A 15,559-nucleotide genomic window follows, 5' to 3' on the forward strand; every position below is an offset into this window, starting at 1 on the left:
CCTCGCTTGTGCGGGGGTCCCGCCTCCCGTGTGGGCAATCGTCCCGCAGGGCGGGACGGGTGGGCACACGGGACGGCGCCCTATGCGGGCGCCTTCCGCACATGCGCCCCCCTGTACCCCGGGGCCGTTGCGCGGTTCAGGTACCTCCGGGTGCACGGGGCGGACGCGCCCGCCAAGGGCGCCGTTCCGTTGTGCCCACCCTCCCCCAAGCTCTCGGCTTCGCTCGAGCAGGGGGACCCCCATCGCCCCAGCGGAACAGTTGCCCACAACGGGGGCGCCGCCCAGCCGAACCGGAGTTCACAGCTCGGCCAACTCGCGACACGAAGGAGCACGCTCATGAGAGGTGTCGTCTACGACGGCAAGCAGGTTCAGGTCGTGCACGATCTCGACATCCGCGCGCCCGGGCCCGGCGACGTGCTCGTGCGCGTCGCCGCCGCCGGGCTCTGCCACAGCGATCTCGCCGTCATCGACGGCACCATCCCCTTCCCCGCCCCCGTCGTCCTCGGACACGAAGGCGCCGGTGTCGTCGAGGAGGTCGGACCCGGCGTCACCCACGTCACCCCCGGCGACCACGTCGCCCTCTCCACGCTCGCCAACTGCGGCGCCTGCGCCGACTGCGACCGCGGTCGCCCCACCATGTGCCGTAAAGCCATCGGGATGCCGAAGCAGCCCTTCAGCCGCACCAGTACAGGCGAGCCGCTCTTCCAGTTCGCCTCCAACTCCTCCTTCGCCGAGAAGACCCTCGTCAAGGCCATCCAGGCCGTGAAGATCCCCTCCGACATCCCCCTCACCTCCGCCGCCCTCATGGGCTGTGGCGTCCTCACCGGCGTCGGCGCCGTACTCAACCGCGCCAAGGTCGACCGCGGCGAGACCGTCGTCGTGATCGGCACCGGCGGCATCGGGCTCAACGTCCTCCAGGGCGCCCGGATCGCCGGCGCGCTCACGATCGTCGCCGTCGACACCAACCCCGCCAAGGAGGAGACCGCCCGCCGCTTCGGCGCCACGCACTTCCTGAACTCCACCGAGTCCGTACGGGACATCCTGCCCACCGGCGCCGACCACGTCTTCGAGTGCGTCGGCCACGTGGGCCTCGTCCGGCAGGCGATCGACCTGCTCGACCGGCACGGTCAGGCCATCCTCCTCGGCATGACCGCGCCCACCGCCGAGGCGAGTTTTCCGCCCGCCGCGATGTTCCTCGACAAGTCGATCCTGGGCTGCCGGTACGGTTCCTCGCGGCCGCAGAAGGACATCGCCCTCTACGCCGACCTCTACCGCGAGGGCCTCCTCCTCCTCGACGAGCTCGTCACCGCCACGTACCCGGTGGAGGAGTTCGCGCGGGCGGCGGAGGACGCAGAGCGCGGCAAGGTCGCGCGGGGCGTCCTGACCTTCTAGAAGGGCGTACGCCCCCGGCCCCGCCCCGGCCCCGGCCCCGGCCCCGGCTCAGGCGATCCAGGTGCCCGTCACCGCCTGGACCGCCGAGCCGTCGAGGTCCTTCAGCTTCAGGCAACGCGATCCTGGAGGCGTAGCCCGCCCCCTGTCGCCATCACCGTTCCGCCCTTACGGTCATGTCTCATGGCCTACCGCGACATCCTCACCCGCCCCGTCCTCACCTGGTCGGCCGTCGCCGTCGCCAGCCGGCTGCCCGTCGCGATGGCGCCGCTCGCGCTGGTGTTCCTCGTGCGCGAGCAGCCCGGCGGCTACACCCTCGGGGCCGTACTCGCCGCCGCGTACGTCCTCGGCGAGATCCTCGGCGCACCCGTCCTCGGCATCCGGATGAACGCCGAACGGGCCCGGCCGCACCTCGCCGTCGGGCTCGCGGTCGGCGCGCTCGCCTTCAGCGGGCTCGGGTTCGGGCTCGCCGGCACCACCCACCCCGCCCTCCTCGGCGTCCTCGCCTTCATCGCGGGCGCGGGCCCCGCCGCCGCGCCCGGCGGGCTGCGCGCGGTGCTGACCGGCATGGTCCCCGAGAAGGCCGTCACCCAGGCGCTCTCCATGGAGTCCGTGCTGACCTTCGGCATCTGGGCCGCCGCCCCCGCCCTCGCGACCGGGCTCGCCCTCGGCGTCGCCCCCGGCGTGCCTCTGCTGCTCGCGGGCGGGCTGATGGCGGCCTCGGTCGGCGGGCTCCGGGCGCTGCCCGCCGGCTGGAAGGTCGACGGGCAGGGCCGCGACGCGGACGGCGAACCGCTGCGGCGCGTCCTGGTCCGGGCCTGGCCCGTGTACGTGACCGGCGCCGCGAGCCTGACCCTGCTCGCCCTCGCCGAACTGATCCTCCCCGCGCTCCTCGAACAGCGGGGCATCGGGATCGGCTGGGCCGGCCCCCTGCTCGCCGGGTTCTCGATCGGCTCGGCGGTCGGCGCGTTCGTGTACGGGCTCCGCAGCGGCTGGCCGGGCCGGCTGCCGGTGCAGAGCCTGCTCCTCATCCTGGCCGTCTCGGGGGGCGTCGTGCTGGTCGCCGTCCTGCCGTGGACGGGCGCCATCGCCCTCGCCCTCGTCCTCGCCGGACTGCTCCAGGCCCCGGCGATGCTCACCCGGAACCTGGCCCTCCGCCAGATCCTCCCGCCGCACGCCCTGGCCGCCGGGTACTCGGTGATGTACGCGGCCGTGGGCGCCGGCTACGCCGCGAGCGGCACGCTGGCCGGCGGCCTTCTGAAGGTCGTCGCGCCGTCCACGGCGATCCTGTGGGGCGTCGCCCTGACGTTGGTCCTGACGGCGATGGGGGCGGTGGGCGAGTGGCGGCGGGTGCGGGTGGACGCGCGGGTGGACGCGCGGCGGGAGAGCGGACGGGAGGCGGCGGCAACGTCGCTGCCGTCCCGGGCGGGTGCGCGGACCGACTGACGAGGCGCCGCCTCGGGCGCCGGCCCCGGGGCGGGGGTCAGGCTCCTGTGCGGAACGCGCCCGCATGGGCGGCCGTGCGGAACGTCCTCCGGTACGTCGTCGGGGCGACGCCGATCGCTGCCTGCAGGTGGGACCGTAGTGACTGTGGCGTGCCGAAGCCGGCGTCGCGGGCCACCTGGTCGACCGGGAGGTCCGTGGACTCCAGGAGGTGGCGGGCCCGTTCGACCCGCTGCTGGGTCAGCCATTGGCCGGGGCTGATGCCGACCTCGTCCCGGAAGCGGCGCGTGAACGTCCGTACGCTCATCGCCTCCCGTACCGCCAGGTCCCGCAGCTGGATCGGCTCGTGCAGATGCGCGAGCGCCCAGGCCCGTGCGGCAGTCGTCGTCGCCGTCCCCGCCTCCGGGACCGGCCGCGCGATGTACTGGGCCTGCCCGCCGTCCCGGTGTGGCGGTACGACGGTCCCGCGGGCCACGTCGTTGGCGACGGCGCTCCCGTGGTCGCGGCGCACGATGTGCAGGCACAGGTCGATCCCGGCCGCGACGCCCGCCGAGGTCAGTACGTCCCCGTCGTCGACGAAGAGGACGTCCGCGTCGACCCGTACCTTCGGGAAGCGCCGCTGGAAGTGCTCCGCCGAGGCCCAGTGGGTGGTGGCCGGGCGCCCGTCCAGGTAGCCGGCGGCGGCCAGTACGTATCCGCCCGTGCAGATGGCGACCAGCCGCGTCCCGGGCCGGATGCGGGCGAGCGCGTCCGCGAGTTCGTCGGTCAGCCGGCCCTCGTCGTACACCGGGCCCAGTTCGTACGAGGCGGGTACGACGACCGTGTCCGCCGTCGCGAGCGCCTCCGGGCCGTGCTCCACGTGGATCGCGAAGTCCGCGTCCGTCTGGACCGGGCCCGCGACCGGGGCGCAGGTCACGATCTCGTAGAGCGGCCGGCCCGCGCTGTCCTTGGCGCGGCCGAAGATCCGGTGCGGAATGCCCAGCTCGAAGGGGAGGAGGCCGGGCAGGGCCAGGACGGCGATACGGTGCGGCACGAGCAGATCCCCTTGCGATAACCCTTTGTGGTCCAGACCACTTGCTGCTAGAAGTCGGTCCGTGACGGACAAGCCCTCCTCCTACAAGTCTGCGGCCCCCGACCCCATTCCCGGAACGGTCGCGCCGCCCGCGTCCGCGCCGCCCGCCTCGACCCCCGCCCCCACCCCCACCCTCTGGAACCGCGACTTCCGGCTCTTCTTCGTTGCTCGTGCCGCCGCCGTCTTCGGTGAGGGCATGGTGCCCGTCGCGCTCGCCGCCGGTCTGCTCGGCGCCGGGTACCCCGGCTCCTCGGTCGGTTACGCGCTGGGCGCCTGGATCGGCCCCTTCGCCCTGCTCGTCGTCGTCGGCGGGGTGCTCGCGGACCGGTTCACCGCCCGCCGCATGATGATCCTCGCCGACCTGATCCGGCTGCCCGGCGCGGCCGTGCTCGCGGTCTCCTTCGCCGTCGGCAGTCCGCCGCTCTGGTCGGTGTACGTGCTCAGCGCCCTGAGCGGCGTCGGCGCCGCGCTCTTCCAGCCGGGCGTCGCGTCCACGATCCCGCGCATCGCTCCGGACGTGCAGCGTGCCAACGCCGTGCTGCGGGTCGTCGAGTCGCTGATGACGATGGCGGGTCCGGCGGTCGCGGGCGTCCTCGTCGCGCTGACCGGCGGCGCGGGCGCCACCTTCGGCCTCAACGGCGCGACCTTCGCCGTCAGCGCGGTCTGCCTCACCCTGATGCGGCTCCCCGCCCGCCCCGCCGACTCGGTCCGGCGCGGTTCGCTGCGGTCGGAAATGGCGCTGGGCTGGCGGGAGTTCACCGCGCGGAGCTGGCTGTGGGGGGTGATCGCGATCTGGACGGTGTACGGGTTCACGGTCGCCGGGCCGATGGTGCCGCTTACCGCGACCCTGGTGACCGGCGACCACGGTTCGGCCACGTACGGCTGGCTGATGGCCGTCGCCGGTGCGGGCAACGCGGCCGGTGGGCTGCTCGCCCTGCGGCTGCGGCCCCGCCGCCCGCTCGCGGCGGGCGCGGTCGCGCTGCTCGGGCTGCCGGTGAACCTCGTGCTGCTCGGCTCGGGGGCGTCCGTGCCGCTGCTGTGCGTGGGGCAGTTCGTCGGTGGCGCGGCGTTCGCGTTCTGGCTGGTGATGTGGTCGACGTCGGTCCAGACGCATGTGCCGCAGGAGGCGCTGAACCGGATGCACGCGTACGACGTGGCCGGCTCGCTCCTGATGATGGCGGCGGGCCGCGCGCTCGCGGGCCCGGTCGCGGAGGAGGTCGGCACGGAGAAGGTGCTGCTGGCGGGGGCGGGGATCGCGGTGCTCGTGGTGGCGGCGCTGCTGGTGGTACGGCCGATCAGGAGGCTGGCGAGGGTGTGAGCGTACGGCCGCGTTCGCGGCGACGGGCGTGGTGAGCCTGCGCTTGGCCCGATCCTTGCGAAAGCTGTCATTCGGGCCAATGGTGGGGAGGGTTCCCGGCCACGAAGCTGTGTGACGTGACCCAGACAACCGAGAAGCCGGCGGCGCCCCTCTCCTCCCGTAACTCCCGTACCCCCCGAGTGCACCGCGCGTGGTTCGTCGCGGCCATCACCTTCGTCACGATCATCGGGGCGGCGGCCTTCGCCTCGCTGCCGGGGCTCCTGATCGAGACGCTGCACGGCGAGTTCGACTGGTCGCGCGGCACGATCGGCTTCGCGGTCTCGGTGAACCTCGCGCTCTACGGCCTGACGGCGCCGTTCGCCGCCGCCCTGATGGACCGGTTCGGCATCCGCAAGGTCGTCGCGGTCGCGCTGAGCGTGATCGCGCTCGGCTCGGTGCTGACCGTGTGGATGACGGAGCCGTGGCAACTCGTCCTGTACTGGGGCGTTCTCGTCGGCTTCGGCAGCGGCTCGATGGCGCTGGCGTTCGCGGCGACGGTGACGAACCGGTGGTTCGTGGCCCGGCGCGGCCTGGTGACCGGCGTCCTGACGGCGGCGGGCGCGTCGGGTCAGCTCGTCTTCCTCCCGCTCCTCTCCTGGCTGGTGGAGAACGAGGGCTGGCGCCCGGCGGCGGTGACCGTCGCGCTCTCCGCGCTCGCGGTCGTCCCCTTCGTCTGGCTGCTGCTGCGCGACCACCCGGCGGACGTCGGCCTGGCCCCGTACGGCGGTGAGTTCGTGCCGAAGCCGGCGCCGGTGACGGGCGCGGCGCGCCGGGCCGTGACGGTCCTCTTCAAGGCGGCACGCACCGGCCCGTTCTGGCTCCTGGCGGGTACGTTCGCGATCTGCGGGGCCACGACGAACGGCCTGGTGAAGACCCACTTCGTACCGGCCGCCCACGACCAAGGCATGCCGATCACGGCGGCGGCCGGGCTGCTGGCCGTGATCGGGGTCTTCGACGTCGTCGGCACGATCGCCTCCGGCTGGTTCACGGACCGCTTCGAGGCGCGCCGCCTGCTGGCGATCTACTACGCGTTCCGAGGCGTGTCGCTCCTGTTCCTGCCGATGCTGCTGGCGCCGACGGTCAACCCGCCGATGCTCTTCTTCATCGTCTTCTACGGCCTGGACTGGGTGGCCACCGTCCCGCCCACGATCGCCCTGTGCCGGGAGTACTACGGCGAGGACAGCGCCATCGTCTTCGGCTGGGTCCTCGCCTCCCACCAGGTCGGCGCGGCAGTCGTCGCCTTCGCGGCCGGCGTGGCCCGCGATGTCTTCGGCTCGTACGACGTCGTCTGGTACGCCTCGGGCGCCCTGTGCGCGGTAGCGGCCCTGATGGCCCTGGTCATCCGCCGCCGCGAGCCGAGTGTGCCGGCCGTGGCCTAGCTAGGGCCTGTCCGGCGGATCATGGCCGGGTCCGCGACGCCTGGCACGGCACCTCGCGGCGTTGCCGAAACGCCCCAATAGCTCCGCTATCGAGGCGCTCCGGCGCCTTGCGATGCACCGCACCGGACGCCGCGGCCTATCCGACCCTGATCCGCCGGACAGGCCCTAGCCGCTGAAGCGGCCGAAGCGGCCCCGGTGGAAGAGGAGGGGTTCGCCGGTGTCTTCCTCCGGGGTGCCCAGGGCCTCCACGCGGCCGACCACGATGAGGTGGTCGCCGCCCGTGTGGACGGTGGCGATCGTGCAGTCGATCCAGGCCGGGGCGCCGGTCAGGCGGGGGGAGCCGGTCACGGGGGCGGCGTCGTACGGGACGCCCGCGAACTTGTCCGTGCCGCTCTTCGCGAAGCCCAGGCACAACTCCCGCTGGTCCGCGCCGAGGACGTTGACGCAGAAGGCGCCGGCCCGGGCGAGCCGGGGCCAGGTCGTCGACGTACGGGCGACCATGAAGGCCACCAGCGGTGGGTCCAGGGAGAGCGACGCGAACGACTGGCAGGCGAAGCCGGTCGGCCCGTCCGGGTCGAGGGCCGTCACGACGGTCACCCCGCTCGCGAAGTGGCCCAGCACCCGCCGGAACTCGGCCGGGTCGACGGGCATGCGCTCGTCCTCCCGTACCGCGCGGAGCCGCGGGCGGGGGTGCGGTTCGACGGCCGTAGGTGACCCGGCCGACCTGAGGTATCGGACGGCGGTGGCCGCCATCCCAGCGTGTCCCATCACAGTGTTCATTGAAGCTGACGATGCGTCAGATGGGAAGCCCTGTGCCGCTGACGGGTCTCATGCCGACGCGCTAGCGCCCCTCGTACCGGGGCGTCCGGCGCTCCACGAAGCTCGCGACGCCCTCGTTCGCGTCCCGCGTCGTCATGTTGATCTCCTGTGCCGCCGCCTCCGCCGCGAACGCGGTCGTACGGTCGGTGTCCAGGGAGGCGTTGACCAGCTGTTTCGTCAGAGCCAGGGCCCGCGTCGGGCCCTGTGCGAGGCGTTCCGCCCACTCCCGCGCCGTCTTCTCCAGCTCCTCCGCCGGTACGACCAGGTTCACCAGACCCAGCTCCCGCGCCTCGTGCGCCGTCACCGCGTCCCCGAAGAACATCAGCTCCTTCGCCCGCTGCGGCCCGATCAGCCGGGGCAGCAGATACGCCCCGCCCCCGTCCGGCACCAGCCCCCGCCGTACGAACACCTCGATGAACTTCGCGGGCTCGGCCGCCAGTACCAGATCGCACGCGAGCGCCAGATGCGCCCCGATCCCCGCCGCCGTCCCGTTCACCGCCGCGATCACCGGCTTCTCGCAGTCCAGTACGGCCGCGATCAGGCGCTGCGCCCCGAGCCGGATCGTCCGGGCCACGTCACCGGGGACCCTCCCCCAGCCTCCGGCCGGGGGGACCCCCATCTCGCTTCGCTCGCCCGAGCCCGAGCCCGAGCCCGAGCCCGAGGCCGGTGCGCCCCGCAGGTCCGCGCCCGCGCAGAAGCCCCGCCCGGTGGCGGTGAGGACCACGCACCGGACGTCCGGGTCGGCCGAGGCGTCCCCGAGCAGCGCGATGACCCGCTCGCGCTGGTCCCAGGTGACGGCGTTCATGGCCTCGGGCCGGTTGAGCGTGATCCACGAGACGCCGTTCTCGACGGTGTGCAGGACATCGGTCATGAGTCGAGTGGCTCCTATCGGCACACCGCGAGCGCGTCGAGCGCCACCGCGCCCTGCCCCCGAGGCAGCACCATCAGCGGGTTGATGTCCAGTTCGGCCAGGTCGCCGTCCAGCTCAAGGGCCATCCGCTGCACCCGCAGCACGACCTCCACCAGCGCGTCCACGTCCGCCGGCGGAGCCCCCCGTACGCCCTTCAGCAGAGCCTGCCCGCGCAGTTCCCCGAGCATGTCCCTGGCCTGTTCCTCGCCGAACGGCGGTACGCGTACGGCCGCGTCGTTCAGGACCTCCACCAGGACGCCCCCGAGACCGACCGTGACCGTCGGCCCGAAGAGAGGGTCGCGGGTCACGCCCACCACCATCTCGACGCCGCGCCCCACCATCTGGCAGACGAGGATCCCGTCGAGGTCGACACCCTCGTAGCGGGCGATGTCGGTGAGCTCCCGGTAGGCGTCCCGGACCTGGCTGGCAGAGGTCAACCCCACTTTCACAAGCCCGAGTTCGGTCTTGTGGGCCAGCTGCGCACCGGACGCCTTCATGACCACCGGATAGCCGACGAGCCCGGCCGCCCGGACCGCCGCCGCCGCGCTCGTCACCAGCTGCTCGCGCGGCACCCGGATCCCGTACGCCCGCAGCAGCTGCTTCGCCGCGTGCTCGCTGAGCTGCCGGCCGGGCCGCATCAGGGCCTGGGCCTTGCGGAAGGAGGGGGAGGGGGTGCGCGGGGCGTCGTCGAAGGGGGAGCGGTAGGCGGTGGTGAAGCGGTGGTGGTCGAGGTACGCCTTCACGGCCCCGATGCAGTTGGCGAACGTACGGAAGGTGGCGACGCGGGACGATCCGAGCAGGGTCTCCCGGTAGGCCGCCTCGGTCCCGACCGGCGAACCCCACACGACGCACACCAGCTTGTCGGTGGCTTCGGCGGCGTCGACGAGGTCTTGGGCGAGCTTGTCGCTCATGGGAGGGAAGGGCCCGGTGATGGGGCAGATGAGGACGCCGACGGAGGGATCGGAAAGGATGGCATCGATGATCTTCCGCCCACGCCAGTCGCCGACGGGGTGCCCGCCGTTGTCGACGGGATTGGCGACGTTCAGATACCCGGGGATCCACTCGTGCAACTCGTCCTGCTTGGCCTGGGGGAGGGTGGGCAGGTGGAGCCCGGCGGCGGTGGCGAGGTCGGAGAAGTGGGCGCCGGTGCCGCCGGAGATCGAGTAGACGACGACGCCGTCCGCGACCGGCTTGCGGGCGCGGGCCAACAGGGCGGCGGTGTCCTGGAGTTGGTCGAGCCCGTCGACCCGTATCACCCCGTACTGCCGCATGGCCGCGTCCACGACCTGGTCCGCGCCGGTGAGCTTGCCGGTGTGCGAGGCGGCCATCCGGGCACCGGCCTCGGTCCGCCCGACCTTGACGGCGACCACGGGCACGCCCTCGCGGGCGGCGCGGTCGGCGGCGAGGAGGAAGGAGCGGCCGTCCTTGAGCCCCTCGACGTAACAGGCGATGGCGCCGACCTCGGGCCGGGTGGCGAAGTACGAGATGAAGTCGGCGGTCTCGAGGTCCGCTTCGTTGCCGGTGGGAGCCCAGTGGGAGAGCCTGATGCCGAGTTCCTGGAGCGTGTGGACGGGCCGCCCCTGGTGCCCGGACTGGGTGATGAGCGCGATGGCGGGCCCGTCGAGGTCGTCGCGGAAGCGCTCGAAGGCGTTGAGGTTGGTGTTGGGGCCGAGGAGGCGGATGCCGGAGCGGCGTACGGCGTCGGCGAGACGTTCCTGCGCGGCGGCGCCCTCGCCGCCGGTCTCGGCGAAGCCGGAGGCGAAGGCGACGGCGAACTTGACCTTGGCCTCGGCGAGTTCCTCGATGACGGGGAGCGGGTCGGCGAGGAGCAGGACGGCGAGGTCGACGGGTTCGGGGAGGTCCTTGACGGACGGCACGCAGTCGATCCCGAAGACCGTCGTACGGGTCGGGTGCACGGGCACGAGCCGGGCGCCGACCCGCTCGGCCCAGGCGATCAGCTGCCGCGTGATCCCGGTGTTCGGCCGCCCCTCGGCGTCGGAGGCCCCGACGACGGCGACGGACCCGGGCCGGAAGAACCGGTCGAGATCGGGCACGGGCGCGTGCAGCGCCCGCCCGCTGACATCGAGGTCCCCCGCGACGGCGGTGACACCGTGCACGGCGACGGTGGCCGCCCCCGGATGCTCGCCACAGGCGACCACGCGGGCGCGGAGATCGGTGGTGAAGGTGCCGTGAGTCGATCCGAGCATCGTTCCGCTCCACCCTTCCGCCGCTGACGCATACCTGACGCCCAGTCAGATTACAGAACTGACGACGAGTCAGGAATGGCCCGGACGCGACGATCTGGCGGACCCGGTGCGTCGTTCGTGGGCGGTGCCTCCCGCCCCGCCCCCGTTGTGCGCAACGGTCCCGCTGGGGCTCCCCCCCCCGCCCCGTTGTGGGCAACTGTTCCGCTGGGGCTCCCGCCCCGCCCCCGTTGTGGGCAACGGTCCCGCTGGGGCTCCCGCCCCGCCCCCGTTGTGGGCAACGGTCCCGCTGGGGCTCCCCCCCCGCCCCGTTGTGGGCAACTGTTCCGCTGGGGCGGAACGGGTGGGCACAACGGAACGGCGCCCTTGGCGGGCGCGTCCGCCCCGTGTAACCCCGCCCACACCGAGGTGCCTGCACGCGCAACGGCCCCGGGGTACAGGGGGGCGCATGTGCGGAAGGCGCCCGCATGGGGCGCCGTCCCGTGTGCCCACCCCCCCCAAGCTCTCGGCTTCGCTCGAGCAGGGGGGACCCCGGCGGGGGGTGGGGGGCGCGGGGCGACCGCCCCACGCAGGGTGGGGCGCGGGGTCACCGCACGCACGGGGTGCGGCGCCCGCCCCGTGCGGCGCCCCCCGTGCCGCAACGGCTACCCCGCTGACCGCCCCCGCCCGGCCAGCGCCTTCGCGATGCGCTCCGCGTCCCGCGCCATCTCTCGGAACATCCCGCTGATCGGGTTCGTGAATCCCGTGAAGTAGAGCCCCGGCGCCGACTCCGGCGACCGCGCCCCGTGCGTCACCGGGCGGCCCCGCTCGTCCAGGACCCCCAGGTGGCCGACCAAGGGCTCGAGCGCCCGCCCGTAGCCCGTTGCCGCGATCACCGCGTCCGGGGTGATCGCCGAGCCGTCCGCCAGGACGACCTTGTCGCCGGCGAACGAAGCGACCGCGCCCACGATCTCCACCGCACCCCGCCGCACCGCGTCGATCAGGCCCACGTCCTGCACCGGGATCGCGCCCTCCCGCACCCGCGAGTACAGCCCCGTGTCCGGCCGCGGCAGGCCGTGCTCCGACAGGTCCGGGACCGCGACCCGGGCCATCAGCTCGCCCGCCTTGTCGACCAGCCGCACCGGCAGCCGCCGTACCAGGATCCCCGTGCGCTGCGCCGGCCACCCGGCCGTCGAGCGGCGCACGATGTGCGGCACCGTGCGCACCGCGAGCCGCACCCGCCCCGCACCGCCCTCCACGAGGTCCGCGGCGATCTCCGCGCCCGTGTTCCCGGCGCCGACGACGAGGACGTCCCGCCCCGCGTACGGGGCGGGGTTGCGGTACGCGCTCGCGTGCGCGAACTCGCCGCCGTACGCGTCCAGGCCCGGCCACTCCGGCACCCGCGGCGTGTGGTTGTACCCGGTCGCGACGACCACCGCCCGCCCCGTCAGCCGCCGTCCGCCCGTCGCGTGCAGCAGCCAGCCGCCCTCGGTGTCCCGCTCCACCCGCGTGACCTCGACCCCGGTCACGATCTCCAGCTCGTGCACATCGGCGTACTTCTCCAGGTACCGCACCACGTCCGCGCGGGCCACCCAGCGTCCGAAGGAGCGGGGCATCGCGAGGCCGGGAAGGGCCGACAGCCGACGCGTGGTGTGCAGCCGCAGCCGGTCGTAGTGGGAGCGCCAGGAGGCGCCCACGGCGTCGGACTTCTCCAGGACCACGGCCCGGACGCCCTTCGCGCGCAGCGAGGCGGCGACGGCGAGTCCGCCGGGTCCGCCCCCGATGACGTACACGGGGTGATCGGGGCCGAATTGGGGGGTGTTGACCATGAGTGCTCAGCGTAACGAGCTGATCACTTGTTGGGTCTCGGTCAAGAGGGGGTTCGGTTGCGAAACGGTTACGCCTGGGTGGGGTGCATGGAGACGTGCGGGAATCGTGCGCGGGTCTTGCGCGGGTGGAGCCACATCCGCTGAACTGACGTACCGTCAGATTCGTTCCAACGGGAGGGGCAGGTACCGCCGATGCAGACCGTCTGGCTCACCGGCGCCGAATGGCTCGCCGTCCTCCGCATCGGCCTCGGCCTGTGGTGGCTGGAGAGCTGGCGCCACAAGGACAAGAAGGGCTGGTTCGAGCGCGGTACCGGCATCGCGTGGGCGGCGGACATCGCCGGCAAGCACCGGTGGCCGTTCGTGAAGCGCGGCTTCGACTCGGTCGTCGCACCCCGCCCCAAGGTGATGGCGTACGTCGTCGTCTACGCCGAACTCGCCCTGGGCCTCGGCCTGATCTTCGGCCTCCTGACCCCGATCGCCCTGATCGCCGGCCTGCTCCTCAACCTCCTCTACCTCGTCCTGATGATCCACGACTGGGCCGAGCAGGGGCAGAACGCGATGATGGCCCTCATCTCCCTCGTCGCCCTCTTCGCCGTCTCCTGGCAGACCTGGTCCCTCGACCACGCGATCGGACTCTTCTGATGGGCAATCCGAGGACGGCCGCCGACCCCGACATCGACGCCTTCACCCGCCCCTACTGGGAAGCGGCGGGCCAGGGCCGTCTCCTGCTCCGCCGCTGCGCCGCGTGCGGCCGGGCGCACCACTACCCGCGCGAGTTCTGCCCGCACTGCTGGAGCGAGGACGTCACCTGGGAGCCCGCGAGCGGCCGGGCCACGCTCTACACCTGGTCCGTCGTCCACCGCAACGACCTCCCACCCTTCGGCGAACGCGTCCCGTACGTGGCGGCGGTGGTCGGCCTCGCCGAGGGCCCCCGGATGATGACCGAGATCGTCGGCGTACCGGAACCGGACCTCCGCATCGGCATGGACCTGGAGGTCACCTTCCGGGCGGAGGGGGACGGGGACAGGGCGGTCGCCGTCCCCGTCTTCGGGCCACCGTCGGCGGCGTCAGAGGGCTGAGATGTTCCGCCAGAGCTGAGCGCGATTGCCGGAGTCGCAGGCGGACGTGCTCAGGAACGGCGGTCCGACGATCATGCACTGGCCGTTGCCCACATTCATGATCGTCCGGCCGGAGGACGTGGTGGAGCGGACCTTCCACGCCTGGTTGCTGGAGCCGTTGCAGGCGCTGACGCCGACGCCGCCGGGGTTCCCGCCCGACTGGAGGCAGTGGCCGGTCTTCTTGTTGACCAGCCGGAAGGTGCCGTTCGCGCCCGGTGAGTAGGTCCACGCGAAGTGGATCGGGTTGCCGGCGCCGTCGTCGGCACCACACGTGTGCGTGTTGGCGAAGTCGCCGTAGCCGGGGTTGTACTCACCCACGCACTGGCCGTTCGACACGTTCTCCAGGGAGTACGTCCCCGAGGTCGACGAGCCGCCGCCGTCGGAGGGCGGGGGTGCCGGGCGCGTGGTCTTCGGCGGGGCGGGCGTGGAGCCCCCGCCGCCTCCCGAGGGGGTCGAGCCGCCCCCGGACGCGGCGTCCCCGCCGCCGCCGGGCCCGGAGCCGGTGCCGCCCGCCGCCGCACCGCCGCCACCCGCTCCGCCGCCTGCCGCCGCACCACCCGCAGCCGCACCGCCAGGGCCCGCCCCCGACGGCTGCCCCGAGGGCGATCCCGGCGCGGAGGAGGACGGCCCGGCGGAGGACGGTCCGGCGGAGGACGGGGTCACGTCCGCCGGCCCGGAGTTGCCGGGCGCCGGTTGCGAGGAGGTGGCGGACGGCCGCGCCGCCGAGGAGTCGGGGCCCGCGCCCTGTCGGCCGATCTCGTACGGACCGAGGGCGACGGTCAGGGTGGTGCCGGTGGCCACGACGACGGGGACCACGAGCATGACGAATCGGTTGCGCCGACCCTGCCGCGGCGCCTTCGCGCCCGGCCCGGTGGCCGCGGCGGCGTCGGCGCCCGCGGTCGAGGGCTCGTGGGAACCCCGCTGGACGAGCGCCACCGTCCCGATGTCCTCGACGGAGTCAGCAGCTGTGGCCTCTTCCTCGCCCGAGAGGTCCGCGAGCTCTTCGGCCGTGGGTGGCGTCGCGGCGAACGCGGCCCGCTCCTCGACCGACGCCATGACGGCCGCAGGCCACGGGGTGTCGTCCGCGTAGCCGTCGGTGAGTTCGACGACCTGGGCGGCGGTCGGCCGCTCCGCGGGATCCTTGGCGAGGCAGGACCGTACGAGGTGCGCCAGAGCGGGGGCGGTCTCCGTGAGCTTCCCGAAGTCGGGCTCTCCGTGGACGACCCGGTAGAGCAGGCCGGGGCCCGATCCGTCGCCGAAGGGAGGGCGGCCGGTCGAGGCGTAAAGGAGCAGGCTGCCGAGCGCGAAGACGTCCGCCTGGCCGGTCACATGCGGGTCGGCGACCGCCTGTTCCGGCGCCATGTACGCGGGCGTGCCGATGACCATGCCGGTCCTGGTCAGCCGGCTCTGGTCCGCCGCGCGCGCCACCCCGAAGTCGATGAGCGACAGGCCGTCGGAGGTGAGCATCACGTTGGACGGCTTGAGATCCCGGTGCACCACGTCGGCGGCGTGCACCGCCCGCAGCCCGGCCGCCGCCTCCCGCAGCAGCCGCCACAGGGCCTCGGTGGGCAGCGGGCCGCCATGGAGTCTGATCGCCTCGTTGAGGGTGACACCCGGTATGTACTCGGTCGCGAACCACGGCGGCTTCGCGGTGCGGTCGCTCGCGAGCAGCCGCACACTGGCCCCGCCGGGCAGCCGGGCCAGGTTGTCCAGCTCGTGCCCGAAGTGGCTCAGGAAGTCCGCGTCCTCGGCGAGCACGGGCAGCACCCGCTTCACCGCCGCGAACCGCCCCGGCACCGCCCCGAGATACACCCGCCCCATGCCGCCCGAGCCGAGCACCCCGAGCAGCGTGAATGCCCCGATTCGCCGGGGGTCCCCCGGCTCCAGCGGTGTGGCTCCGCTGCCGTTCAGATGCGACGTGTTGTTCGGTTCCCCCTGCATGAGCCACAGGATAGCCAAGCTATCCTGCGATCCGCATCGGCAGTCAAGTCACAGAATTGTAGGGATAGTTGCCGCCGCGCCGGATGAACTTCCCGGTCATCGGAGTGGAGCCCGGTAGA

The 15,559-nt window shown here is 73.3% G+C and carries 12 protein-coding genes; 6 read left to right on the forward strand and 6 right to left on the reverse strand.

The features are described 5' to 3' along the window. Positions 1 to 336: 336 nt before the first annotated feature. Complete coding sequence (locus Q5762_RS19790; protein ID WP_315893492.1) at positions 337 to 1,392, forward strand: Zn-dependent alcohol dehydrogenase; 1,056 nt, start codon at positions 337 to 339, stop codon at positions 1,390 to 1,392. Between the two features lie 180 nt (positions 1,393 to 1,572). After that, positions 1,573 to 2,835: an MFS transporter gene (locus Q5762_RS19795; RefSeq protein WP_315893493.1), complete on the forward strand. Its 1,263-nt coding sequence runs from the start codon at positions 1,573 to 1,575 to the stop codon at positions 2,833 to 2,835. A gap of 37 nt (positions 2,836 to 2,872) precedes the next feature. On the opposite strand, the gene Q5762_RS19800 is transcribed toward Q5762_RS19795, so the two are convergent. Next, the gene (locus Q5762_RS19800; RefSeq protein WP_315893494.1) at positions 2,873 to 3,865 is read right to left on the reverse strand and encodes a helix-turn-helix domain-containing protein; all 993 of its coding nucleotides are present in this window, start codon (positions 3,863 to 3,865) and stop codon (positions 2,873 to 2,875) included. Positions 3,866 to 3,926: 61 nt separating this feature from the next. Between Q5762_RS19800 and Q5762_RS19805 the strand changes: the two genes are divergently transcribed. Then, positions 3,927 to 5,222: an MFS transporter gene (locus Q5762_RS19805; protein ID WP_315893495.1), complete on the forward strand. Its 1,296-nt coding sequence runs from the start codon at positions 3,927 to 3,929 to the stop codon at positions 5,220 to 5,222. 116 nt (positions 5,223 to 5,338) lie between these two features. Then, positions 5,339 to 6,640 carry an MFS transporter gene (locus tag Q5762_RS19810; protein WP_315893496.1) on the forward strand — a complete coding sequence of 434 codons (1,302 nt, stop codon included), beginning with the start codon at positions 5,339 to 5,341 and terminating at the stop codon, positions 6,638 to 6,640. Positions 6,641 to 6,805: 165 nt separating this feature from the next. Here Q5762_RS19810 and Q5762_RS19815 read toward each other — a convergent pair whose 3' ends face one another. The 4 genes from Q5762_RS19815 to Q5762_RS19830 all read right to left on the reverse strand — a co-directional run bounded on the left by Q5762_RS19815 (position 6,806) and on the right by Q5762_RS19830 (position 12,381). Next, on the reverse strand, positions 6,806 to 7,393 hold the full coding sequence (locus Q5762_RS19815; RefSeq protein WP_315893587.1) for a flavin reductase family protein: 588 nt from the start codon (positions 7,391 to 7,393) through the stop codon (positions 6,806 to 6,808). A gap of 88 nt (positions 7,394 to 7,481) precedes the next feature. Beyond that, a complete protein-coding gene (locus tag Q5762_RS19820) occupies positions 7,482 to 8,330 on the reverse strand; it encodes an enoyl-CoA hydratase-related protein (RefSeq protein WP_315893497.1) in 849 nt (282 codons plus the stop codon). A 14-nt stretch (positions 8,331 to 8,344) separates the two neighbouring features. Then, positions 8,345 to 10,576, reverse strand: coding sequence for an acetate--CoA ligase family protein (locus Q5762_RS19825; RefSeq protein ID WP_315893498.1), 2,232 nt, complete (start codon positions 10,574 to 10,576; stop codon positions 8,345 to 8,347). Positions 10,577 to 11,217: 641 nt separating this feature from the next. Next, positions 11,218 to 12,381 (reverse strand): NAD(P)/FAD-dependent oxidoreductase, encoded by a 1,164-nt coding sequence (locus Q5762_RS19830; protein WP_315893499.1) that lies wholly within the window; start codon positions 12,379 to 12,381, stop codon positions 11,218 to 11,220. A 192-nt stretch (positions 12,382 to 12,573) separates the two neighbouring features. Between Q5762_RS19830 and Q5762_RS19835 the strand changes: the two genes are divergently transcribed. Both Q5762_RS19835 and Q5762_RS19840 read left to right on the forward strand, forming a co-directional pair. Beyond that, a complete protein-coding gene (locus Q5762_RS19835; RefSeq protein WP_315893500.1) occupies positions 12,574 to 13,023 on the forward strand; it encodes a DoxX family membrane protein in 450 nt (149 codons plus the stop codon). After that, entirely contained in the window at positions 13,023 to 13,460 is a 438-nt protein-coding gene (locus Q5762_RS19840; protein ID WP_315893501.1) for a Zn-ribbon domain-containing OB-fold protein, read from the forward strand. The genes Q5762_RS19835 and Q5762_RS19840 overlap by 1 nt, the downstream gene beginning before the upstream one ends. Here the strand turns inward: Q5762_RS19840 and Q5762_RS19845 are convergent. Continuing rightward, entirely contained in the window at positions 13,449 to 15,440 is a 1,992-nt protein-coding gene (locus tag Q5762_RS19845) for a protein kinase domain-containing protein (RefSeq protein ID WP_315893502.1), read from the reverse strand. The genes Q5762_RS19840 and Q5762_RS19845 overlap by 12 nt on opposite strands. Positions 15,441 to 15,559 lie beyond the last annotated feature (119 nt).

It is taken from the genome of Streptomyces sp. P9(2023), from assembly GCF_032436795.1.
Lineage (GTDB): Bacteria > Actinomycetota > Actinomycetes > Streptomycetales > Streptomycetaceae > Streptomyces.

Coding starts and splice junctions, on each gene's coding strand:
- Q5762_RS19820 (WP_315893497.1), bottom strand. CDS start 8,330: ATGACCGATGTCCTGCACACCGTCGAGAACGGCGTCTCGTGGATCACG.
- Q5762_RS19815 (WP_315893587.1), bottom strand. CDS start 7,393: ATGGCGGCCACCGCCGTCCGATACCTCAGGTCGGCCGGGTCACCTACG.
- Q5762_RS19790 (WP_315893492.1), top strand. CDS start 337: ATGAGAGGTGTCGTCTACGACGGCAAGCAGGTTCAGGTCGTGCACGAT.
- Q5762_RS19830 (WP_315893499.1), bottom strand. CDS start 12,381: ATGGTCAACACCCCCCAATTCGGCCCCGATCACCCCGTGTACGTCATC.
- Q5762_RS19845 (WP_315893502.1), bottom strand. CDS start 15,440: ATGCAGGGGGAACCGAACAACACGTCGCATCTGAACGGCAGCGGAGCC.
- Q5762_RS19835 (WP_315893500.1), top strand. CDS start 12,574: ATGCAGACCGTCTGGCTCACCGGCGCCGAATGGCTCGCCGTCCTCCGC.
- Q5762_RS19840 (WP_315893501.1), top strand. CDS start 13,023: ATGGGCAATCCGAGGACGGCCGCCGACCCCGACATCGACGCCTTCACC.
- Q5762_RS19795 (WP_315893493.1), top strand. CDS start 1,573: ATGGCCTACCGCGACATCCTCACCCGCCCCGTCCTCACCTGGTCGGCC.
- Q5762_RS19825 (WP_315893498.1), bottom strand. CDS start 10,576: ATGCTCGGATCGACTCACGGCACCTTCACCACCGATCTCCGCGCCCGC.